Source organism: Paracoccus xiamenensis, assembly GCF_011308835.1.
GTDB classification, from domain to species: Bacteria; Pseudomonadota; Alphaproteobacteria; order Rhodobacterales; family Rhodobacteraceae; genus Paracoccus; species Paracoccus xiamenensis.
Window position 1 is genome coordinate 626,250 of the sequence record NZ_JAAOHY010000001.1, and the last position, 21,252, is coordinate 647,501.

Genomic DNA, 21,252 nt, shown 5'->3' on the forward strand with positions numbered 1-21,252 from the left:
CGCCGCTTTTTTGGATATTTGGGCCAGAATGAAGAAGGCCGGGGTTTGAGCCCCGGCTTGCTGCGTTACAGGTCGTAGATGGCGCCGAATTTTTCTTCCAGATAATCCAGCAGCGGATCGGCCGAGACGGGCGCGCCGCTGGCCTGTTCGATCAGCGGCACCTGCGGGATCAGCGCGCCGTGGCGGTGGACATTCTCGCGCAGCCATTCGACCGCCGGGGTCGCGTCGCCGCGTGTCAGCGATGCATCCAGATCAGGCACCGCCGCGCCCATTGCCCGGTTCAGGCAGCCCGCATAGACATTGCCAAGCGCATAGGTCGGGAAATAGCCGAACAGGCCGACGGACCAGTGAACGTCCTGCAGCACCCCGTTCGAGGGCTTGTCGACGGCCACGCCGAAATCCTTGAGGAAGCGGGTGTTCCATGCCTCCTCCAAGTCGGCGGTGTGCAGGCGGCCCGCGATCAGGTCACGTTCCAGATCAAAACGCATCATGATGTGCAGGTTGTATTGCACCTCATCCGATTCGGTTCGGATATAGCCGGGGGTGACGCGGTTCACGCTGGCATAGAAGTCATCAGCATTGTCGATATTCATGCCGTCGAAAGCGTCCGACATGCGCGCGAACAGCCATTCGGTGAAGGCGCGCGAGCGGCCGATCTGGTTTTCGGCGATGCGTGACTGCGATTCGTGAACGCCCAGCGAAACCCCTCGGCCAAGCGCGGTGAAGGCATAATCGCTGTCGATGCCTAGTTCGTAATTGGAATGACCGACCTCGTGAATGGTCGAGTAAAGGCAGTTGAACGGGTCCGAGGTGACGACGCGCGTGGTGATCCTGCTGTCCTGCCAGCGGCCCGAACTGAACGGGTGCACCGCCAGGTCCATCCGTCCACGCGTCCAGTCATAGCCGAAGGCTGTGGCGCATTGGCGGGCGAGGCGCAGTTGGGTTTCCGATGGGAATTGCCCGTCCAGCCGGATTGGCTGGCGGTCTGCCCCCATGACATCATCGCGCAGCTGCACCAGTCGCGGGCGCATTTCGTCGAAGATCGCGGCGATGGATTGGGCGGTGGCGCCCGGTTCGTAATCGTCCAGCAGCGCGTCATAGGCATCGCCACCATCGGCGATGGCCGCGGCTTCTTCACGCTTCAGCATCAGGATTTCGGACAAGGTGGGCAGGAAGGCGGCAACGTCTTCATTGCCGCGCGCCTCGGCCCAGATGCCCTGCGCCAGCGAGGTCGCCCGCGCGAGTTCGGTGGCCAGCCGCGCCGGGATACGGGTCTGACGGCGATAGTCGCGCCCGATCAGTTCCAGCATGCGGGCGTCTTCTTCGTCTTCGACCTCTGCCTCGGCCCCGTCCAGCCATTCGCCGATGCGCGGATCGGTGCGGCGTTCGTGCAGCACCGCCTCCATCGCGGCCATTTCCTCGGCCCGCTGTTCGGTTGCGCCGCGCGGCATCACGGTTTCCTGGTCCCAGCCCAGGCGTTCTGCGACCGAAGACAGCGCCTCGGTCGTGCGCTGGAATTCCATCAAGGCGTCAAAATCGCTCATCTCAAGGCTCCGCGGATCGAGGTTTCATAGGGATAGCGCGCGTTGTGGCGGGCGCGGATGATCAGCACGAACAGCACGACCGCACCCAGCTGGTGCAGCAGCGCCAGCGCCAGCGGGGAGGCGTGAATGACGTTCATGATGCCAAGCGCGATCTGTGCGGCCAGGGCGACCAGCATGACGGTGAAGGCGCCGCGTGTCACCGGATGGGGTGATTTGCGGGCGCGCAGCCAGACCACCACCGCGAAGATGGTCAGCAGATAGCCGGCCATGCGATGGACGAATTGCACCAGCGCCGGGTTTTCAAAGAAGTTCCGCCAGCCGAGCGCCGGGTCCCAGATTGCCGCCGGGATCCATTCGCCGCCCATGGTCGGCCAGCCGGTATATTGGCGGCCGGCGTCGATGCCGGCGACAAGCGCGCCCAGCAGGATTTGCAGAAAGGCGAAATGCATCAGCCCCGTGGACATCGAAAACAGCTTCTGTTCGCCCGCGCGTCGGGCGCGCAGAAGATCGGCTTCCGTCCGCGACAATTGCATCGCGTACCAGGCGATCAGACCCAGGATCGCGAAGGCGAGGCCCAGATGGATGGCCAGCCGGTAGCTGGCGACCGAGGTGAGCGTGGTTGTCGCCACGCCGGAATGGACCATCCACCAGCCGACCACACCCTGCAGCCCGCCCAGCACGCCAAGGCCCAGCAGGCGCGGCGTCCAGCCCGGCGGAATGCGTTTGGTGGCCCAGAAGAAGATAAAGCCCGCCGCCCAAACGAGGCCCACCAGCCTGCCCAGCAGCCGGTGCGACCATTCCCACCAGTAGATGCGCTTGAAGCCTGCCAGATCCATGCCGGCGTTTTCCTGCGTATATTGCGGGATCTGCTTATAGGCGTCGAATTCGGCCTGCCAGGCGGCCTGATCCATGGGCGGCAAGGTGCCGGTAACGGGTTTCCATTCGACGATGGACAGGCCCGAGCCGGTCAGCCGCGTCGCCCCGCCAAGCGCGATCATGGCGGCGACCATGACGAAGATCACGATCAGCCAGGCACGGATGGCGCGGCGCGCGCCTTTGGGTGCGGCGTCGATCAGCCCGCCAGCGGTCGGTGCGGGGCGTGGGGTGTCTGCGGTGACGTCCTGGAAGACGGGGCGCTTGGCCATGGATACCTCTGCCTTTGATTGGGCATTGGCTTAGCCTGTGCGGGCAGGGGCGTCCAGCCGGTCAATCCTGCGGCGTCGGCAGGAGCGGGTTCAAGGCCGGAAAGCCTGATCGCTGGCGCGCGCTCATGTTGCCCAGCAGACAGCCGGTTTTCGCATCGAACTGGGCGCCGTCGCGCGGGCGGATGCGGTCGGGCAGCTCGAACGATGCGCAAATGCGCCAGTTGCGGTCATCGATGCGGATATAGGTGTAATTCTCGCCCGTGTTGGGGTTTTGCATCGTGAAGGGGCGCGGGCACAGATCGGTCAGTTGCGGGGTATCCGCAACCCGGCCAGAGGTTTGGGCCTGGCAGCGGATGTTGGCGCTGATCTGGCGCAGGTCGCGCAGCCTGTGATCGTCGCGGGCCTCCTTTCGGGCCCGGCCGGGGCCGCCGCTGATGAACAGCCCGGCAGCCACCGCAAACGCCACGCAGAGCGCAATGGCGATGGTGGCGCCACGGCGGGTATCAATCATGCATCTCGTCCCGATAATAGCCGATGACCAGCCCGGCCACGGCCGCGACGATCAGCGCCTTGATCAGGAAGCGCAAGGTCATCTCACCACCCAACAACATATAGACCGCCGCCACCAGATCGCTGAGCAGCACCACCGAGGTGATCAGCAGCGTGATCGAGGCATACCATTGCCGCACCAGCGAACGGCGGCCCAATTCGCGTTCCGGCCCGCGCGAAATGATCCGGTTCAGCAGCAGGAACACCGGGGTAAAGATGATCAGCGTGGCGATCGGTCCGTTCAGCTCGCGTCTGGTTTGGCCTTCAATGCCGCCCGCCGGCAGGACCAGGTTGTCGACCAGACCGAAGCCCAACTGGCACAGTTGAAAGGCGACCACGGCCAGCGAGATGAACAAAAGCCCGTAAAGCAGCGCCTCGCGCGCGGACAGATAGGGCCGGGGCCGCGGAATCGGCGGCATGCCGGGCGCGGCGATCCAGCTTGCCAGCGCATCAGCCCTTTCGCGCGCTGACCAGCCGGTGCTGGCAAGGGCTGCGTCGATTTCAGCGGGGCTGCGCCCGCGTTCCAGCGCGTCATGGACGAATCCGGTGATCTGGCGGGGTAGGGACATGTTGAACCTCCAGGGCGGAATCTGGGCAAATCGCGGGGTTTTCCGCAAGTGCGAAAAAAAATGCCGACGCGCGGCGTTTTTCGCTTGCAGCCTTCGGCGGGCTGACCTAAATCGCCCCTCACCGGCGGGCAACCACCGGGACGAAACGGATGCGGGCGTAGCTCAGGGGTAGAGCATAACCTTGCCAAGGTTAGGGTCGTGAGTTCGAATCTCATCGCCCGCTCCAGTTTCTTCGATCAAAAAGACCGGGCCTCGGCCCGGTCTTTTGCGTTTCAGGCCACACTTGCAAAGGGCAGGTGGCTTTCCCATCTGAGGCCTGCGATCAGGTCTGCACCTCAATCGCAAGGGCATGTATGCGCGGCACGATGTCGCCAAGCGTGCGGTGAATCAGACGGTGACGTTCGATTCGGCTAAGATCGGTCAGGGCAGGGGCGCTGATGCGGATGCGGAAATGCGTCTGCCCGCCCTCGCTCCAGCCGGAATGGCCGTGATGCTGTTCGCTTTCGTCGATGACATCCAGCGCGGTCGGCCCCAATTGCTGCAGTCTTTCGCGCATCTCGTCGGCAATCATCCTTGCCCCCCTTTCATCCGGTGCGAAATAGCTTAGACTGCTGAACCCGAGCAGAACAAGGCGTGGAAATGACTAAGGACGACCCTTTCGGATTCGATCTTTCGGCGAAGACGGACAAGAAACGCCGGACCAAGGGGCGACGCGGCATGACCGGTGCGTTCGAGACCTCGACCCGGATCTGTGACAAGGCGGGCTGCGAGGAGCCGGCCCAGTACCGCGCGCCGAAAAACCCGCGTCACCTCGACGATTATTTCTGGTTCTGCAAGGATCACGTCCGCGAATACAACCAGAACTGGAACTATTTCCAGGGCCAGTCCGAGGAGGAATTCCAGGCCTTTCTGGACAATGCCACCGTCTGGGAACGCCCGACCAAGCCCTTTGCGCGCGGCGTGCAGGAACAGGCCTGGGCGCGCCATGGCATCAGCGACCCGATGGAGATCCTGGGCGCGAATGGCACCGACCCGGCCGTCCGCGCCGCCAGTGCGCGGCGCAAACTGCCCCCGACTGAACGCCGTGCGCTAGAAATTCTGGAAGCGCAGGATAGTTCAACGAAGACAGAAATCAGAAAGCAATACAAAGCCCTGGTAAAGGTTCTTCACCCGGATATGAATGGTGGCGACCGGTCTGACGAGGATCGTCTGGCCGAAGTGGTCTGGGCCTGGGACCAGATCAAGGACAGCCGTCACTTCAAGGATTGACCCGGTCAGAGGCCGATAAGAAAGCCCCCTTGCCGGGGGCTTTTTTGTGTCCGGGATCTGGTGTCAGTCGGCCAGCCCGTCATCGGGGTGGCCTTCGCGCGATAACAGGACCGCCACTGGTCGCAGCCACGGAATATGCGCGCAGACGATCATCACCGCGACCATGATCGGCACCGCCAGGAACATCCCCGGAATGCCCCAGATCGCCCCCCAGAAGGCCAGACTGATGATGATGCCAAAGCTGGACAGCCGCAGGGTCTGGCCCAGCAGCATCGGGTCCAGCACATTGCCGATGGTGAACTGAACCGCCGTGCAGGCGATGCCGATCACGGCGGTCGTGCTCAGGTCTGTGGTCAGGACATAGGTCAGCACGACAGAGATTATCGTCGCCACGATCGACCCGACCGAGGGGATGAAGTTGAGGATGAAGGTCATTACCGCCACCGGCCCGGCCAGGGGCAGTGCGGCCAAGGTGAAAATCGCCCAGACAGAGGTCGCCGTGGCGGCGCTGACAAGCGTTTTGACCACCAGATAACGGTTCACCCGCCGCATGATCGAGGTGATGATGCGTTGCACACGCTCTGCCGCGGCGGCGTCATTGCTCATCAGGCTTTCGATTTTCAGCGGAAACCACGCCCGTTCCGCGAACATGAAGCCGACGAACAGGAAGATCAGCACCGCGCCTGACAGCAGGTTCGATGCACTGCCCGCCGCCGTCCGCATCCAGCCCGTCAGGTTGAAGTTGCGCAGCGCGGTGTCGACGGTTTCCTGCGCCTGCGGTCCCAGCCATTCCAGCAATGCGGGCAGGGCGGCCTGCATCTGTTCGGCATAGGAAATCGAGGTGGTGACGACTTCGTTGATCTGGCTGACCACAGTGGCCGAGGCCCATAACAGCCCGGTCCCGATCCCGATCAGCGCCAGCGTCGTCGCCAGCCAGTTCGGCACCCGCCTTCGGGCGATGGCACCGATGGCGTCCGAGGTCAGCGAGAAGATGATGATCGCAATCGCCAGGCAGATCAGCATGAACCGCGCCTGCACCAGCAGGAACAGCAGAAGCGCGAAGGCAATGATTCCCAAAAAGCCGGTTTGCAGCCTTTCGCGCAGCTGTTGTTTTTGCGACTCCACTCAGGTCCCCGTTCTCAGGATTCGGCGCTTTCGTCGGCCTCATCCTCGCCCTGATCGGCGATGCGCGCAACGGAAACCACGGTTTCCCCCGGCGCGGTGTTGAAGACCCGTACACCCCCTGCCGAACGCGAGCGGAAGCTGATCCCGTCGACCGGCACCCGGATCGATTGCCCGGTCGAGGTCGCCAGCATGATCTGGTCGTCCGCGTCCACCGGGAAGGATGCGACAAGCTCGCCCCCGCGCATGGCCTTGTCCATGGCCATGACGCCCTGACCGCCACGCCCGCGCAGCGGATAGTCGAAGCTGGAGCTGGTCTTGCCCGCACCTTTGGCGGTAATGGTCAGGATCTTGTCCTCGGCCGCCGACATCTCGGCATAGCGTTCCTGAGTGATCGCGGCTTCTGCGACGTTTTCCTCGTCCTCGTCAGCCTCGGCCCCGTCATCCAGCGCGCCTTCGACCGCGCGGCGCATCTTCAGATAGGCGGCGCGTTCGGCGGGGTCTGCCTCGAAATGGCGGATGATCGACATGCTGACCACGCGGTCGCCCGGTGCCAGCCGGATGCCGCGTACGCCGGTCGAGTTGCGGCTTTGGAAGACGCGGACATCGGTGGCGGCAAAGCGGATGGCGCGGCCCTTGGCGGTGACAAGCATCACATCGTCTTCGTCGGTGGCCAGACGGACGCCGACAAGGCTGACACCTTCGGGCAGCTTCATGGCGATCTTGCCGTTGCGCATGATGTTGGTGAAGTCGGACAGCGCATTCCGGCGGACCTCGCCGCCATCGGTGGCGAAGATCACCTGATAGTCGTCCCATTCCGCTTCTGGCGCATCCATCGGCAGCAATGCCGCGATCGAGGTGCCGCCGTCGATTGGCAGGATGTTCACCAGCGCCTTGCCCTTGGCGGTGCGCCCGCCAAGCGGCAGCCGCCATGTCTTCAGGCGGTAAACCATGCCGTCGGTGGTGAAGAACAGCAGTTCGGTATGGGTGTTGGCGACGAACAGCGTGGTGACCACGTCGTCTTCCTTGGTCGCCATCCCCGACAGGCCTTTGCCGCCGCGCTTCTGCGAGCGGAACTCGGCCAAGGCCGTGCGCTTGATATAGCCGCCCGAGGTGATGGTGACGACCATATCCTCGCGCTCGATCAGGTCCTCGTCGTCCATATCACCGGCCCAATCGGTGATTTCGGTCCGGCGCGGCACGGCGAACAGGCGTTTCACCTCGTTCAGCTCGTCCGAGATGATGGCCATGATCCGTTCGCGGCTGGCAAGGATCGCCAGGAAGTCGCGGATATTGTCGGCCAGCACCTGCAATTCATCGGTGATTTCCTGCACGCCCAACTGGGTCAGGCGTTGCAGGCGCAGGTCCAGAATGGCGCGGGCCTGAATTTCCGACAGGTTATAGGTGCCGTCATCGTTGACCGGGTGGCGCGGATCGTCGATCAGCTTGAGATATTCCAGAATTGAATGCGCGGGCCAGCGGCGCGACATCAGGCGCTCGCGCGCCTCGGCCGCATCGGCAGAGCTGCGGATGGTCTGCACCACCTCGTCGACGTTCGAGACCGCAACCGCCAGACCGCACAGGATATGGCTGCGCTCGCGCGCCTTGCGCAATTCGTACGCGGTACGGCGCGCAACGACTTCTTCGCGGAACTGGATGAAATAGGTCAGAAAATCGCGCAGCGTCAGCTGTTCGGGACGGCCCCCGTTCAGCGCCAGCATGTTGGCGCCGAAGCTGGTCTGCATCGGCGTGAAGCGGAAAAGCTGGTTCAGCACCACCTCGGCGGTGGCATCACGGCGCAGTTCCACGACAACGCGGACGCCGTGGCGGTCGGATTCGTCCTGCACATGGGCGATGCCCTCGATCCGCTTTTCCTTGGCCAGTTCGGCGATCTTCTCGATCATCGTGGATTTATTCACCTGATAGGGAATTTCCTCGATGATGATCGACTCGCGCCCGCCACGGGCTGAGGCCTCGATCTTGGTCTTGGCGCGCATCACGACCGATCCGCGGCCTTCCAGATAGGCCTTGCGAATGCCCGAACGGCCCAGAATCGTGGCGCCGGTCGGGAAGTCGGGGCCGGGGATGATCTCCATCAGCTTTTCGGTCGACAGGTCCGGGTCCTCGATCAGGGCCAGCGTGCCGTCGATCACCTCGCCCAGATTGTGGGGCGGGATATTGGTGGCCATACCGACGGCGATGCCGCCCGCGCCATTGACCAGCATGTTCGGGAAACGCGCGGGCAGCACGCCCGGCTCGTTATCCTTGCCGTCATAGTTCAGGTGGAAATCGACCGTGTCCTTGTCGATATCGGCCAGCAGATAGTCGGCGGGCTTGGCCATGCGCACTTCGGTATAGCGCATTGCCGCAGGCGGATCGCCATCCATCGAACCGAAGTTCCCCTGACCGTCCAGCAGCGGCAGCGACATGGAAAAATCCTGCGCCATCCGCACCAAGGCGTCATAGATCGCGCCGTCGCCGTGGGGGTGATATTTACCCATCACGTCGCCGACCGGGCGGGCGGCCTTGCGATAGGGTTTGTCATGGGTGTTGCCGGTCTCGTGCATCGCATAAAGGATGCGCCGATGCACCGGCTTCAGCCCGTCGCGCAGATCGGGGATCGCCCGGCTGACAATGACCGACATCGCGTAATCAAGATAGCTCGACCGCATTTCGTCGGTGATGTCGATCTGCGGGCCGTCATGGACCATGACCGCCCGGCCAGAGCCTTCGCCGTCGCCGCCGTTTCCAGCCAGTTCCAGATCGTCGTCTTCGGGGGTATCCGCCACGTCTCACGCCTCAAGATATTGTTGAGGCGGGGTATAGCACCTACGCAGGCTTGGGTGCAACGCCGCTAGATGCGGACGCCGCGCCCAAAAGCGGAACGCAGCCACATGCCGGTCAGAATGGCCGAGCAGATGGCGTTCCACGCCGCCATTGTCAGGCCCAGGAAATACCACTGCGGCTGATCGCAGCGCACGACCGGGGCCGATTGCAGTTGGCTCATCAGGTCCTGGGTGGACATGTTGATCATCGCGTCGATTCCGCCCGAACATGCCACCGGCCCCTGCCACCACCCGGCCTCGACGCCCGCATGATAGATCGCGAAGGCCGTGGCCAGACCTGCTGCCAAGGCACCCGCCCAACGCAGCAGCTTCACATCGGCGAAAATCAGGATCGCGGCGACTATCGCGGCGGCCAGATGGGGCCAGCGTTGCAGGATGCACAGCTCGCAAGGGACGTAACCCACATACTGAAAACCAAGGGCTGCGATCAGCAGCGCGGCCGAACCGGCCCCGGCCAGAATCGCAAGTTGTCGAGGAGAAATATTCATCATGTCCGTCCGTTAGGTCGATGTGGCCATGCGCGCAAATCGCGTTGTCGTGAGGGCTAGTGCGGCTTCCAGGTCGCCACGCGGTAGACGTAGACCGCCACAACGCCCAGCACGATGATCTTCGAAATCGGGTCGATGACGTGAGACACCTGCTCGAACCGCTCTTGCAGCAGCATCCCTGCCACCGTCAGAAGTACCGTCCAGATCAGGCTGCCAATGGTCGTCAACATCAGGAACCGGGCGAAGTTCATCCGGGCGATGCCTGCCGGCACGGAAATCAGCGTGCGGATGGCTGGCAGCATGCGCCCGAAGAACACGGCCGTGCCACCATGCCGGTCGAACCAGCCGACCGCGCCGTCGATGTCGGACGGTGACATTGTCAGCAGCCGGCCCCAGCGTGCGGCCCACCGCTTCAGTCGCTCGGCCCCGAAGGCGCGGCCGACGAAGTACCAGAAGCTGGTCCCGATCACGGCGCCTGCCGTGCCTGAAAGAATGGTCAGCGCCAGGTTCATCTTGCCTTCGCCGACAAGGAACCCCGCAAGCGGCATGATGACCTCGGACGGAATGGGCGGGAACAGGTTTTCGGCCAGCATCAGCAGGAAGACACCGGTATAGCCCCAGCTTTCGATAACTGAAACGATCCACTCAAACATCCTGAAACCCTTCTGAACCTTGCGATGCGGGGGGTGTCGCGCGGCTTGCGGGAACCGTCAAGCCTGCTTAGGGTTTATCCTAGCCTATCATGCGCGCCGGCTGCGGCGCGTTGCCACTTGCAGGAGAGACGACAGGGATGGAATGGCGCGGGAAGCGGGGCAGCCGCAATATTGAGGACCGGCGCGGCATGGGCGTCAGCGGCGCCGGAGGGATCGGCATCGTGGGCATGCTGGCGGTGCTGGCCTTCGGCTATTTCTTCGGTATCGACATCTCGCCGGTGGTCAACAGCGTGTCGCAGACCCAGATGAGCAGCGGTGAACAGCGCGAACTGACCGCCGAGGAACAGCAGATGGGCGAATTCGTCTCGGTCATCCTGGCCGAGACCGAGGATGTTTTCGGCCAGACCGTCCCGGATTACCGTGACCCGCAGATGGTGCTGTATTCGGGCGCCACCCAGTCGGGCTGCGGCGGTGCTTCGGCGCAGATGGGGCCGTTCTATTGCCCGATGGACCAGAAGGTCTATCTGGATACCGATTTCTTCGCGACGATGCAGAATCGCATGGGCGCGGGCGGCGATCTGGCGGCGGCTTATGTCATCGCGCATGAGGTCGGCCACCATGCCCAGAACCAGCTGGGGATCCTGCCGCGCGTGACCCAGATGCGCCAGCAGTCCAGCGAACGCGATTCGAACTATCTTTCGGTGCTGACCGAACTTCAGGCCGATTGCTTCGCCGGCATGTGGGCGCGCAACTCGGCGCAGGATCTGCAGATCACCCGTGAAGATATCGGCGAGGCGATGGATGCCGCCGCCGCCGTGGGTGACGACGCGCTGATGCAAAGCGCCGGCCGGGCCGTGGTGCCGGATGCGTTCACGCATGGCTCCTCGGCGGATCGGCAGGAATGGTTCATGCGCGGCTATGACGCAGGCAATCTGGAATCGTGCAACACCTTCAAGGCGGCGGGTCTGTAAACCCGCGTCACATCATCGCGGTCCCTTGGCGTCTGCTTAGGGGCCGCGACCGCGATCCAGCGTGGCCCAGTCCGGCCAGAGCCCCAGTTTTTCCAGCGCCACCAGCAAAAGCCCGGCAGCGATGATGCCGAAGACCAGCTTGATCTGACGCGGCCCCGGTGGATTTCGTGCCCAACGCGAGGCGCGTATCAGCCAGTTCATGTTGTTCATATGCGTCCCCTGCGTTATCCCCGCCAAGATCCAGCCTGACGACGGACTACACTTTGCCTCATCGCTCTGAAACGCGCAAACTGCCTTATACGGCCCGCCAGATGTATGATCTGGTCGCCGATGTCGAAAGCTATCCGCGGTTCCTGCCGTGGAACAGCGCCGCCCGGATCCGTTCGCGCCAGACCCGCCCCGACGGGGCCGAGGTGATCGAGGCCGATCTGGTCATCTCGTTCAAGGTGTTCCGCGAACGTTTTGGCAGCCGGGTCACGCTGCATCCCGAAGACATGAAGATCGAGACCGACTATCTTGACGGTCCCTTCCGCCACCTGCATTCCGGCTGGACCTTCCGCGACATCCCCGAAGGCGGTTGCGAGGTCGATTTCTTCGTCGATTTCGAATTCCGCAACGCCATCCTCGCCAAGCTGATCGGCGTGGTCTTTGACGAGGCGATGAGCCGCATCGTCCGTGCGTTTGAGGAACGCGCCCGCGTCCTGTACGGCTGAGGCGGATCAGGCGCTGGCGAAGCGTTCGGGCGACAGGGCGCGCGTCGTGGCCTCGGGCAGGGGGGCGGGTCGGTCCAGAATCAGCGCCGCTGCCAGTTCGGCAAGCGCGGGTGCGGTCTGGATGCCGATGCCGCCCTGTCCGGCCAGCCAGAAAAAGCCCTCCGCGCGCGGATCGAACCCGACCACAGGCACCTCGTCCGGGGCGAAGGTGCGCAGGCCCGCCCAGGACCGTTCGACGCGGGTGACTTCGTAGGTGACATCGCGGTCGAAGCGGTCCAGCCCCTCGGCCAGTTCCATGTCGTCCGACCAGGCGTCATGCGGCGTGGTCGCGATGGCGTCGCAGGGGCTGAACATCAGCTTGCCGGCCTCGGGCTTGAGATACCAGCGCTCGGCCGCATTCACGACCATCGGCCAATTGTCGACCTCCATCCCCGTCGGTGCGGGCAGGATGGCGGCATTGCGGCGATGGGGGACCAGCCCCAAGGGCGCCAGCCCGGCCAGTGCCGCCACCGTATCGGACCAGGCCCCTGCGGCGTTGACAAGCACCGGCGCGGTGAATTCGCCCTTGGGCGTCGCGACCCGCCACATCCCGCCTTCGCGGGTGATACTTTGGGCGGGCGCGTCTGTTTCGGTCCGACCGCCCAGACGGCGGAACAGCTTTGCGAAGCCGTGCAGCAGCAGGTCGCAGTCGATTGTCTGCGCGCTGCGTTCGATCGCGGCACGGGTGGCGGCCTCGGGGCGCAGGATCGGGCACAGTGCCAGCGCCTGATCGGTCGACAGGATCTCGACCTCTCGCGCCGTGCGCAGATAATCGTCCATGGCCGCGTCGTCCTCGGCCCGGGCGACCACCATTTCGCCGCGCGGGGCGAGCAGGGGCAGATCCGTGATCTCGGCCGGGTTTTCGAAGAAGGCGCGGGCAGCGGCGTTCACGTCACGCATCGCGAGGCTGCCGTAATTCTGGATGAAGATCGCGGCCGAACGCCCCGAGGAGTGGCTGCCGATCCGGGCCTCGGTTTCCAGCAGCGTGACGCTGGCACCGGCGGCCAGCCGCGCCGCCGCCGAAACCCCGGCAATGCCGCCGCCGATGACGATGATATCGCTATGCAAGGGGATTTTCCTTCAGTTCGGCCGCGACGGCGGCGTCGATGGGGGTGTCGAAGCTTTCGACGATGAAGCCCAGCACCGAATAGAAGCCGACCGTGGCGATCAGGTCGAACATGCCATGGGTGCCAACAAGATCCACCAGTGCTGCCTGAGTGGCGGGCGAAAGGCGGCGGTGGTCGAACAGCTCATCTACCGCGCCGGCAAGTATCGCGTCTTCGGGTGACATTGCGGCGACCGGTCCGGCAATGCTGGCGATGCGGGTATCGGTCATGCCGATCTTGCGGCCGCGATGGACGTGATGGGCCCATTCATAGGCCGCGCCCAGCCGGTGGCCGGTGCGCAGGATCACCACCTCGGACTGGTCAGGTGTCAGCGCGGGCGCGGTCACGACATGGGCGCGCAACGGTGCCCATGCGGCCAGCAGATCGGGGTGGTGCGCCATGGTGCGATAGACGTTCAGCCCGGTGGCAAAGCCGCCTTTCAGCGAAGCCAGCGATTCCGGCCAGTCGGCATCCGCGATAGGTTTCAGATTCGTGGCCATGACTGTCCCGCCTCCTGCCGGTGCCCGTGTCCTTCGCCGTCCTGTCTGGCCACTTCACCCGCCCATTGCAAAGCGGTTTCCGGCTGGTGCCGCAGTAATCTTCCTGCAATTGTTCGTTTGTCAAGGGGCAGGGAAAATATGCCAGCAGATTCATCATCGTGCAGCCCATATCTTTCAATTCGTCAGGGCGCTGCAGAACTGTTGCACTTTCGGCGCAGATATCGGACGGTAGGTTATCAGAAAACAGGGGAGAAGAAGAAAATGAGCCTCATGAAAACCTTCACCGCGGCCTTTACACTGGCCACGTTGGCGGCAGGCGCGCAGGCACAGACCGCGCCCGAGGAACGGTTCATCACCATCGGCACCGGCGGCCAGACCGGTGTTTATTACGTCGTCGGCCAGTCGATCTGCCGGCTGGTGAACCGCGACACCGCCACCACCGGGATCAAGTGCACCGCGCCCTCGACCGGTGGCTCGGTGGCCAACGTCAACGCCATCAAGGCCGGCGACATGACCATGGGCGTGGCCCAATCGGACATCCAGTATCACGCCTATCACGGCGATACCCCGGAATTCGAAGGCGACAACAAGTTCGACAAGGAACGGGCGGTCTTCTCGGTCCATGGCGAGCCCTTCACCATCGTCGCCCGCAAGGACGCCAATATCGCCACCTTCGAGGACATGAAGGGCAAGCGCGTCAACGTCGGCAACCCCGGCTCGGGCCAGTTGGCCACGATGGAGGTCGTGCTGGACGCCAAAGGCTGGACCATGGGTGATTTCTCGCTGGCATCGGACCTGAAGCCTGCGGAACAGTCGGCCGCACTGGGTGACAACAAGGTCGACGCCATCGTCTATACCGCTGGTCACCCGAACGGCTCGATCCAGGAAGCGACCTCGACCGTCGAGGCGAACCTGGTTCCCGTCACCGGTCCCGAAATCGACAAGTTGGTTGACGAAAACCCCTATTACGCCAAGGCGACCATTCCGGGCGGCATGTATGCCGGCAACCCCGATCCGGTTGAAACCTTCGGCGTGAAGGCGACTTTCGTGACCTCGGCCGATGTGCCCGAAGACGTGGTTTATGAAGTCGTCAAGGCGGTCTTCGACAATTTCGACCGCTTCAAGGGGCTGCACCCGGCCTTTGCCGAACTGAAGCCGGAAGACATGGTTACCCAGGGTAACAGCGCCCCGCTGCACCCCGGTGCCGAGAAATATTACCGCGAACAAGGCTGGATTCAGTAACCTGATCCGGCCCGGCTTACGTTGCGGAAATGACTGATGAACGGCTCTGCCCTTGCGGCGGGGCCGTTTTTTTTCAACACTTCAAGAAAACTTCCTTCACAATGCCGGGATGAAACGCCGGCGCAGCAGGGGATGGGACATGACGACAGACAATGATCCAACGGGGCGCGACCCGGCCGAAGACGGCCCGGCGCATCGTGCCACCGATCAGCGGCAGGCCGCCGCGGTCGAGAACGCGGCCGCAGGCGCCGGGGGGATGAGCCAGGACGAACTGGACGAACTGGTCGCCTCGTCCGATACCGGCGCGCGGACGCCTGCGGGCTGGGTGGGGATGACCATCCTTGTTGTGGCCTTCCTGTGGTCGGCCTTCCAGATCTGGATCGCCTCACCGCTGCCCTTCATGCTGAACTGGGGGATCCTGAACGACACGGATGCCCGTTCGATCCATTTGGCGTTTGCCATGTTCCTGGCCTATCTGGCCTATCCTGCCGAACGCTCGCCCGTGCAGCTGGCGCTGGCGGTCGCCGTTCCGGTGGTGCTGACCTACCTGTTCATACAGGGCGGGCCTGCCGGGGGTGCGTGGTGGATCCTGCCGATCGGGGCAGCTGTGATCGTGGCGATCCTGCTGGGCAGCCCCAAGAACTGGGTGCCGCCATGGGAATGGGCAATGGCGCTCGTTTCGGTCGCGGCGGCGCTGTATCTCTATGTCTATTACGACCAGATCGCGATGCGGATCGGCAAGCCGATCACCCAGGATCTGGTCATCTCTGTCATCGGGCTCATGCTGTTGCTGGAGGTCACGCGCCGCGCGCTTGGCCCGGCGCTGATGATCGTGGCCTCGCTGTTTCTGGTCTATACCTTCCTCGGGCCGGTCATGCCCGAGATCATCGCCCATAAGGGCAATTCGCTGTCAGAGGTCGCCAACCACCAGTGGATCACCACCGAGGGCGTCTTCGGCATCGCGCTTGGCGTGTCGACCAGCTTCGTCTTCCTGTTCGTGCTGTTCGGCGCGTTGCTGGATAAGGCGGGCGCCGGGAATTACTTCATCCAGGTCGCGTTTTCGCTGATGGGGCACATGCGCGGCGGACCTGCGAAGGCTGCGGTTGTCAGCTCGGCCATGACTGGGCTGATTTCCGGGTCGTCGATCGCCAATGTGGTCACCACCGGCACCTTCACCATCCCGCTGATGAAGCGTGTGGGCTTTTCCAGTGAAAAGGCCGGCGCGGTCGAGGTGGCGTCCTCGGTGAACGGGCAGATCATGCCGCCGGTGATGGGGGCCGCTGCCTTCCTGATGGTGGAATATGTCGGCATCCCCTATTTCGAGGTCGTCAAGACCGCTGTCATCCCCGCGACGATTTCCTATATCGCGCTTGTCTATATCGTCCATCTTGAGGCGATGAAGACCGGCATGAAGGGGCTTCCCCGCGCTTATGAGCCGTCGCCGCTGCTGCGCCGTCTTGTCGGCTTTGTCTTCGGGGTGATGGTCATCTGCATCCTGTCGCTGCTGGTCTATTATGGCATGGGCTGGATCCGCCCGGCCTTTGGCGCAGCTGCGGGTTATGTCATCTTCGCGGCACTGGTCGCGGTCTATATCGCGCTGCTCTGGGTCGGATCGCGCGAGGAGCCGTTGCAGATCGACGACCCCAATGCCGAGATCACGCAGCTGCCACTTCCGGGCCCGACGGTCCGTTCGGGGCTGTATTTCCTGCTGCCGGTGGTGGTGCTGATCTGGGCGCTGATGGTCGACCGTCTGTCGCCCGGCCTGTCCGCCTTTTGGGCAACCGCCTTCATGATCTTCATCCTGCTGACCCAGCGTCCGCTGATGATGATGTTGCGGGGCGAGGATCAGACCGGCAATCGCAGCATGGGCGCGTCTTTCGGCGCCGGTGTCAGCGATCTGGTCGATGGCATGATCGCAGGCGCGCGCAACATGATCGGCATTGGCATCGCCACCGCGACTGCCGGGATCATCGTGGGTGCGGTCAGCCAGACGGGCGTGGGCTCGGCACTGGCCGACGTGGTCGAGGTGCTGTCGGGTGGCAACCTGATGGCGATTCTGCTGCTGACGGCGGTTCTGTCGCTGATCCTGGGCATGGGCCTGCCGACCACGGCAAACTATATCGTCGTCTCGGCGCTGCTGGCGCCGGTGATCGTGACGCTGGGCCAGCAGAACGGGCTGATCGTGCCGCTGATCGCGGTGCATCTGTTCGTCTTCTACTTCGGGATCATGGCGGATGTGACGCCGCCCGTGGGGCTTGCCAGCTTTGCTGCGGCGGCCGTGTCTGGGGGCGATCCGATCAAGACCGGGGTCGTGGCCTTCTTCTACAGCCTGCGGACGGCTTTGCTGCCCTTCCTGTTCATCTTCAACACCGATCTGTTGCTGATAGATGTGGGCTGGGTGCAGGGCATCTTCGTCTTCATCACGGCGACCGTCGCCATGTTGCTGTTCGCGGCGGCGACACAGGGCTGGTTCCTGACCCGCTCGAATATCCTCGAAACGGTCGCGTTGCTGCTGATCGCCTTCACCATCTTCCGCCCGGGCTTCTGGATGGACATGGTTGCGCCGCCCTGGCACGACATGCCGCCCGCCCAGTTGGAGCAGGCGCTGGAGGAGGCCCCCGTTGGTCAACCGTTCCGACTGGTGATCGCTGGCCTGAACGATGTCGGCGATCCGGTCGAGTTCCGTGTCCAGATGCCGGTTCCCGAAGGGGCGACCGGGGTGGATCGACTGGCGGCGCTTGGCCTGACGACCGTGACCAATGGCGAAGAGATCCTTGTCGATGACGTGGCCTTTGACAGCCCGGCCCAGCAGGCTGGCCTGGACTGGGATCAGAAGATCCTGCTGGTCCGCGCGCCGAACCCGGCACCGTCGAAATACTGGATGTACATCCCGGCCTTCACGCTGCTGGCGCTGGTAGTCTGGATGCAGCGGCGACGTATCGGCCCGGATGAGCCCGCCGGCCGCCCGGTCGCGGCATAAGGAAAGGAAAAGCCGATGTTCAAGACCATCCTTCTGCCGATCGACCTTCAGCACAGCGCCAGCTGGGATCAGGCCCTGCCGGTGGCGCGCCGCTTGCTGGATACCGACGGCAAGCTGCACCTGCTGGGCATTGTCCATGATGTGGGCAATGCCTGGGTCGCCAGCTATCTGCCGAAAGGTTACGAGAAACGCGCGTTGGAGGAGATGAAGGCCCAGCTTGGCGCCTTCGCCGCGCGCGAGTTGCCGGATGTGGCCAATGTCGTCACCCATGTCGGCCACGGCCATGTCGCCGAGACCATCGTGGCGATGGCGGACAAGGTCCATGCCGATCTGATCGTGGTGGCCGCCAATGCCCCGGATGAGATGCGCACTTTCCGCATCGGTGCGCAGGCCGACCGGGTGGTGCGCCACTCGCCCGTCAGCGTGATGATCGTGCGCTAGGCGATCAGCCGGAAAAGATGAAGGGCGGCCGCGATGGGCCGCCCTTTTTCATTCCGTCATTGCCTTTGCCGCAGCTAAAGCTCGGTTTCCGGTGCCGTCGGGGTCAGCGGGGCGTTCGGTGCCGACGGCGCGGGCGGTTGCTGTTTGGGCAGCAGGTTCTGCAATTCTTCCAGCGGCGGCGGGGGCGGCGCATCGGCGCGGCGGCGGATCAGGATATCCCCATTGGGCAGCCGCTCGGGCCGTTCGTAGTTGCCGATATCGTCCATCAGCCCCGAAAACTCGTTGAGCGCCGGGCGGAATTCGTCAGCGGTCGAGGCCAGCTCGTTCGCCAATCCTTCCAGATGCGGCTGCAGGCGCTGGAACATGTCGCCCATGATGCCTTCCAGCTCGCCCTCCAGCCCTTCGCTGTTCCGGTCGGGCAGGGTGAAGGGATCCTCGGCCTGCGGGGGTTCGCTGCCGGTGCCTTCATCGGCGCGCGGCATCTGCCATTGCTGGGCCAGAAGCGGTGCGCCGAGCGCCACTGTCAGGGCCGCCGCTGCGATCAGTTTCATGCCTGCCATCTGGAATCCCCTGAGCATCGAGAAAGCAGAACCGCCAACGGCCTGCCATGGTTCCCGCGGCCAACTACCGCCCTAGGACTGCTGTGGCACCCGCAGGTTGCGGAAATGCGTCCAGGCGTCGTTGATGGCGCGGGTGCGGGTTTCGGCCAGCCGGATCGCCTCGCGCGGGAGGCCGGCGGCGATCGCCCGGTCCGGGTGGTTCTCGCGCACGAGGCTGCGCCAGCGGGCGCGTGCCTGTTCGACGGTGGCGTCGGGGGGCAGGCCCAGCACGACATGCGGCGGGGCTTCGGCTTCCGTGTCATGGCGGGCGATGATGGCGGCCAGGCGTTCGGGGGCGATGCCGAAGATCCGGGCCACGTCCTGCAGCATCTCGTGTTCGGCTGGATGCAGCGCGCCGTCAGCGGTGCCGATGATGACCATGCCCTCGATCACGTCGTCCAGCACCGGGTCGCCGGCGGGAAACATGCGCGCGATGCGCCCGGCCCAGGCGTCGTATCCGGCCACGTCCTGCCGGGCCAGGTCGAACACGCGCGCGGCGTTCTTTTCCTCGGACCGGGGGATGGTGAAGATGCGCCGAAACGCCGCCACCTCGGACCGGTGGACGCGGCCGTCGGCCTTGGCCATCTTGGCGGCAAGCGCAATCACGGCAATGGTGAAAGCCACCGATTTTTCAGGCGGCGTGGCCGGTTTCTTGGCGCCGATAAAGGCTGCCATCCGGTCGACGATCCGCCGCCAGAAGCTGCGTGGAGGCGGAAGTTCGGGGGCAGAAATGGGGGTGGGATCCGACATGGCGGGGATGCTAACGGGTTTTCTGACCGTGCGCTAGGCGGCCCGGATCGCGCCGGCCAGGATCAGGGCCTGCCCGCCCCAATAGGCCGGCCACAGCAGCAGCGACAGCCGCCTTTGCATGGTTTCCCCGCGCGCAACGAACAGTCGTATCGCCAGAACAAGGTCCGAGGCCACGAACAGCGCCGCCCCAACCATCGCCGGCCAAAGCGGCAACGGCAGGGTCGCCGCCGCAGCAGCCATCAGCGTTATGACCCAGACATAGGCCCGCACCGGTGCCCTTAGCGGACCTGTGCGTGGCAACAGCCAGCGCTCCGTTGACAGGGCCAGTGCCAGCATCGGCAATGCCCAGAACATGCGCGCGGCATGTTCGGGCGTGAACATCCAACCCGCATAGGCCAGATGTCCGGCTGCGAAGGCGGCCATGCCGGCCAGAAAGGCCGTCTCGGCCCGGCGGGTCAGGAAGAAATCGCCAAGCGCGCCAAGCGCCAGCCCCAGCACCACCGCCAGCGGTGCGCCCGCCGCCAGCCCGGCAAGCGCCAGCGCCGCCGTGGCCCCGGTCTTGGCGGCCGAGGCGGCGGGGCCGGGATGTTCGACTCCAGCGCCCCGCGCCTGATAGATCAGTGCCAGTGCCGCACCAAGCGTTGCAAGCCCGCCCGCGATCACCGGGACAGATCCTTGCCCATCAGGATCAGGTCATGCCACTGGCCGAACTTGAACCCCGCTGCCGGGATCCGCCCCCATTCGGCATAGCCATGGCGGGCGTGAAAGGCGATCGAGCCTGCGTTCGAGCCGGTGACCCCGCCGATCATCAGCCGCGCGCCGCGCGTCCGTGCATGCGCTTCCAGATGGGCCAGCAGCGCCGCGCCCAGTCCCGAGCCGCGCAGCGCCGGGTCGGTATAGATGGTGTGCTCCATCGAATGGGCATAGCCGCCACCGTTGCGGAACTGGCCGTAGGCGGCAAAGCTGGTGATAAGGCCCCGCTCCTCGGCCACGAAGACGCCATGGCCGGCATCCTGCTTGGCGGCGATATAGGCGCGGATCTCGTCATCGCTGCGCTCGGTCGGCCAGAAGGTGATGGCAGTGTCGCGGACGATGGGGTTCCAGATCGCGCCGATGGCGGCAGCATCGCCGGGGACGGCATCTCGGATCACAGGGTGACCTTGCCGAAAGGTGTCGAGATATGCGCGGCAAGCTGCGGATCTGATTTGGAAATCGAAATTCGCGGATCCTTCATGTCCAGCTTTGGCGGCTTCGGGTGGTGCAGGTCCAGCCGCAGCAGCCGCAGACCCAGATCGGGCATGGTATCGGTCGGATGTGGGCCGGTCCCCCAGTCGATGCGCAGGGGATCAAGGCCGTCGCTGTCGCTCTGTCCGCTATCGGGGATGGCGATGCGCCAGTGCAGGTCGCCGCGCGCGGCCTCTCGGATCGTGCTGCCGGGCGGTGGCTTCAGGGGCTTGGCACGGCAGACCCAGGCGACCAGCCGGGGCGGGCCGCGAAAATCATCCAGCCCGAACCAACGCGGATAAGGCGGGGCCTCTGCCTGCGGGTCGATGGCGATCAGTTCGACATATTCGCGGGCGGTCAGCCGCCACAGCCGGTTATGCGTGCCCATGATGGCGTGTTTGCCGCCCGGCTCTGGCGGGGCGCGGAACAGATCGGTCAGCATGGCCTCGCCCTCGGGCAGGGTTTCTGCGGCGACGACGAGGTGATCGAGTTCCAGCGGCAT

At 64.3% G+C, this 21,252-nt stretch carries 23 protein-coding genes and 1 tRNA gene; 7 read left to right on the top strand and 17 right to left on the bottom strand.

Annotated features, from left to right (window positions below; genetic code table 11):
- Positions 1-65 precede the first annotated feature (65 nt).
- The 4 genes from G7044_RS03135 to G7044_RS03150 all read right to left on the bottom strand — a co-directional run bounded on the left by G7044_RS03135 (position 66) and on the right by G7044_RS03150 (position 3,807).
- Positions 66-1,544 carry a carboxypeptidase M32 gene (locus G7044_RS03135; protein WP_166325798.1) on the bottom strand — a complete coding sequence of 493 codons (1,479 nt, stop codon included), beginning with the start codon at positions 1,542-1,544 and terminating at the stop codon, positions 66-68.
- Positions 1,541-2,689 carry a heme A synthase gene (ctaA, locus tag G7044_RS03140; protein ID WP_166325801.1) on the bottom strand — a complete coding sequence of 383 codons (1,149 nt, stop codon included), beginning with the start codon at positions 2,687-2,689 and terminating at the stop codon, positions 1,541-1,543. The genes G7044_RS03135 and ctaA overlap by 4 nt, the downstream gene beginning before the upstream one ends.
- A gap of 61 nt (positions 2,690-2,750) precedes the next feature.
- Positions 2,751-3,200 carry a hypothetical protein gene (locus G7044_RS03145; RefSeq protein ID WP_166325804.1) on the bottom strand — a complete coding sequence of 150 codons (450 nt, stop codon included), beginning with the start codon at positions 3,198-3,200 and terminating at the stop codon, positions 2,751-2,753.
- Positions 3,193-3,807, bottom strand: a complete 615-nt coding sequence (locus tag G7044_RS03150; protein WP_166325807.1) for a DUF5671 domain-containing protein — start codon at positions 3,805-3,807, stop codon at positions 3,193-3,195. Before G7044_RS03150 ends, G7044_RS03145 begins: the two co-directional genes overlap by 8 nt.
- 151 nt (positions 3,808-3,958) lie before the next feature.
- Between G7044_RS03150 and G7044_RS03155 the strand changes: the two genes are divergently transcribed.
- Positions 3,959-4,033 (top strand) — tRNA-Gly (locus G7044_RS03155).
- A gap of 96 nt (positions 4,034-4,129) precedes the next feature.
- Here G7044_RS03155 and G7044_RS03160 read toward each other — a convergent pair.
- Entirely contained in the window at positions 4,130-4,378 is a 249-nt protein-coding gene (locus tag G7044_RS03160) for a BolA family protein (RefSeq protein ID WP_166325810.1), read from the bottom strand.
- A 68-nt stretch (positions 4,379-4,446) separates the two neighbouring features.
- On the opposite strand from G7044_RS03160, the gene G7044_RS03165 reads away from it, so the two are divergent.
- Positions 4,447-5,076, top strand: coding sequence for a J domain-containing protein (locus G7044_RS03165; protein WP_166325813.1), 630 nt, complete (start codon positions 4,447-4,449; stop codon positions 5,074-5,076).
- 63 nt (positions 5,077-5,139) lie between these two features.
- On the opposite strand, the gene G7044_RS03170 is transcribed toward G7044_RS03165, so the two are convergent.
- The 4 genes from G7044_RS03170 to G7044_RS03185 all read right to left on the bottom strand — a co-directional run bounded on the left by G7044_RS03170 (position 5,140) and on the right by G7044_RS03185 (position 10,185).
- Positions 5,140-6,201 carry an AI-2E family transporter gene (locus G7044_RS03170; RefSeq protein ID WP_328803798.1) on the bottom strand — a complete coding sequence of 354 codons (1,062 nt, stop codon included), beginning with the start codon at positions 6,199-6,201 and terminating at the stop codon, positions 5,140-5,142.
- A 14-nt stretch (positions 6,202-6,215) separates the two neighbouring features.
- A complete protein-coding gene (gene gyrA, locus G7044_RS03175; RefSeq protein ID WP_407947371.1) occupies positions 6,216-8,987 on the bottom strand; it encodes a DNA gyrase subunit A in 2,772 nt (923 codons plus the stop codon).
- Positions 8,988-9,052: 65 nt separating this feature from the next.
- Positions 9,053-9,535: a disulfide bond formation protein B gene (locus G7044_RS03180; RefSeq protein WP_235931114.1), complete on the bottom strand. Its 483-nt coding sequence runs from the start codon at positions 9,533-9,535 to the stop codon at positions 9,053-9,055.
- A 53-nt stretch (positions 9,536-9,588) separates the two neighbouring features.
- The gene (locus G7044_RS03185; RefSeq protein ID WP_166325816.1) at positions 9,589-10,185 is read right to left on the bottom strand and encodes a DedA family protein; all 597 of its coding nucleotides are present in this window, start codon (positions 10,183-10,185) and stop codon (positions 9,589-9,591) included.
- A gap of 137 nt (positions 10,186-10,322) precedes the next feature.
- On the opposite strand from G7044_RS03185, the gene ypfJ reads away from it, so the two are divergent.
- Complete coding sequence (gene ypfJ / locus G7044_RS03190; RefSeq protein ID WP_166325819.1) at positions 10,323-11,156, top strand: KPN_02809 family neutral zinc metallopeptidase; 834 nt, start codon at positions 10,323-10,325, stop codon at positions 11,154-11,156.
- Positions 11,157-11,192: 36 nt separating this feature from the next.
- Here ypfJ and G7044_RS03195 read toward each other — a convergent pair whose 3' ends face one another.
- On the bottom strand, positions 11,193-11,366 hold the full coding sequence (locus tag G7044_RS03195) for a hypothetical protein (RefSeq protein WP_166325822.1): 174 nt from the start codon (positions 11,364-11,366) through the stop codon (positions 11,193-11,195).
- Positions 11,367-11,419: 53 nt separating this feature from the next.
- Between G7044_RS03195 and G7044_RS03200 the strand changes: the two genes are divergently transcribed.
- Positions 11,420-11,869: a type II toxin-antitoxin system RatA family toxin gene (locus tag G7044_RS03200; protein WP_166325825.1), complete on the top strand. Its 450-nt coding sequence runs from the start codon at positions 11,420-11,422 to the stop codon at positions 11,867-11,869.
- Between the two features lie 6 nt (positions 11,870-11,875).
- Here the strand turns inward: G7044_RS03200 and G7044_RS03205 are convergent, their stop codons facing one another.
- Positions 11,876-12,976 carry an NAD(P)/FAD-dependent oxidoreductase gene (locus G7044_RS03205; RefSeq protein ID WP_207630144.1) on the bottom strand — a complete coding sequence of 367 codons (1,101 nt, stop codon included), beginning with the start codon at positions 12,974-12,976 and terminating at the stop codon, positions 11,876-11,878.
- Entirely contained in the window at positions 12,969-13,514 is a 546-nt protein-coding gene (locus tag G7044_RS03210) for a carboxymuconolactone decarboxylase family protein (RefSeq protein WP_166325828.1), read from the bottom strand. The genes G7044_RS03205 and G7044_RS03210 overlap by 8 nt, the downstream gene beginning before the upstream one ends.
- 270 nt (positions 13,515-13,784) lie before the next feature.
- Between G7044_RS03210 and G7044_RS03215 the strand changes: the two genes are divergently transcribed.
- From G7044_RS03215 to G7044_RS03225, 3 genes are all read left to right on the top strand, one after another.
- On the top strand, positions 13,785-14,756 hold the full coding sequence (locus tag G7044_RS03215; protein ID WP_166327287.1) for a TAXI family TRAP transporter solute-binding subunit: 972 nt from the start codon (positions 13,785-13,787) through the stop codon (positions 14,754-14,756).
- Between the two features lie 256 nt (positions 14,757-15,012).
- Positions 15,013-17,736 carry a TRAP transporter permease gene (locus G7044_RS03220; RefSeq protein WP_166327289.1) on the top strand — a complete coding sequence of 908 codons (2,724 nt, stop codon included), beginning with the start codon at positions 15,013-15,015 and terminating at the stop codon, positions 17,734-17,736.
- A 15-nt stretch (positions 17,737-17,751) separates the two neighbouring features.
- Entirely contained in the window at positions 17,752-18,177 is a 426-nt protein-coding gene (locus G7044_RS03225; protein WP_166325831.1) for a universal stress protein, read from the top strand.
- 74 nt (positions 18,178-18,251) lie between these two features.
- Here G7044_RS03225 and G7044_RS03230 read toward each other — a convergent pair whose 3' ends face one another.
- The 5 genes from G7044_RS03230 to G7044_RS17935 form a co-directional block, all read right to left on the bottom strand.
- Complete coding sequence (locus G7044_RS03230; RefSeq protein ID WP_207630146.1) at positions 18,252-18,737, bottom strand: hypothetical protein; 486 nt, start codon at positions 18,735-18,737, stop codon at positions 18,252-18,254.
- Positions 18,738-18,809: 72 nt separating this feature from the next.
- Positions 18,810-19,526 carry a molecular chaperone DjiA gene (locus tag G7044_RS03235; protein WP_166325834.1) on the bottom strand — a complete coding sequence of 239 codons (717 nt, stop codon included), beginning with the start codon at positions 19,524-19,526 and terminating at the stop codon, positions 18,810-18,812.
- Positions 19,527-19,559: 33 nt separating this feature from the next.
- Complete coding sequence (locus tag G7044_RS03240; protein WP_166325837.1) at positions 19,560-20,189, bottom strand: lysoplasmalogenase family protein; 630 nt, start codon at positions 20,187-20,189, stop codon at positions 19,560-19,562.
- Positions 20,186-20,677: a GNAT family N-acetyltransferase gene (locus G7044_RS17930; protein WP_166325840.1), complete on the bottom strand. Its 492-nt coding sequence runs from the start codon at positions 20,675-20,677 to the stop codon at positions 20,186-20,188. The genes G7044_RS03240 and G7044_RS17930 overlap by 4 nt, the downstream gene beginning before the upstream one ends.
- Complete coding sequence (locus G7044_RS17935; protein ID WP_166325843.1) at positions 20,674-21,252, bottom strand: VOC family protein; 579 nt, start codon at positions 21,250-21,252, stop codon at positions 20,674-20,676. Before G7044_RS17935 ends, G7044_RS17930 begins: the two co-directional genes overlap by 4 nt.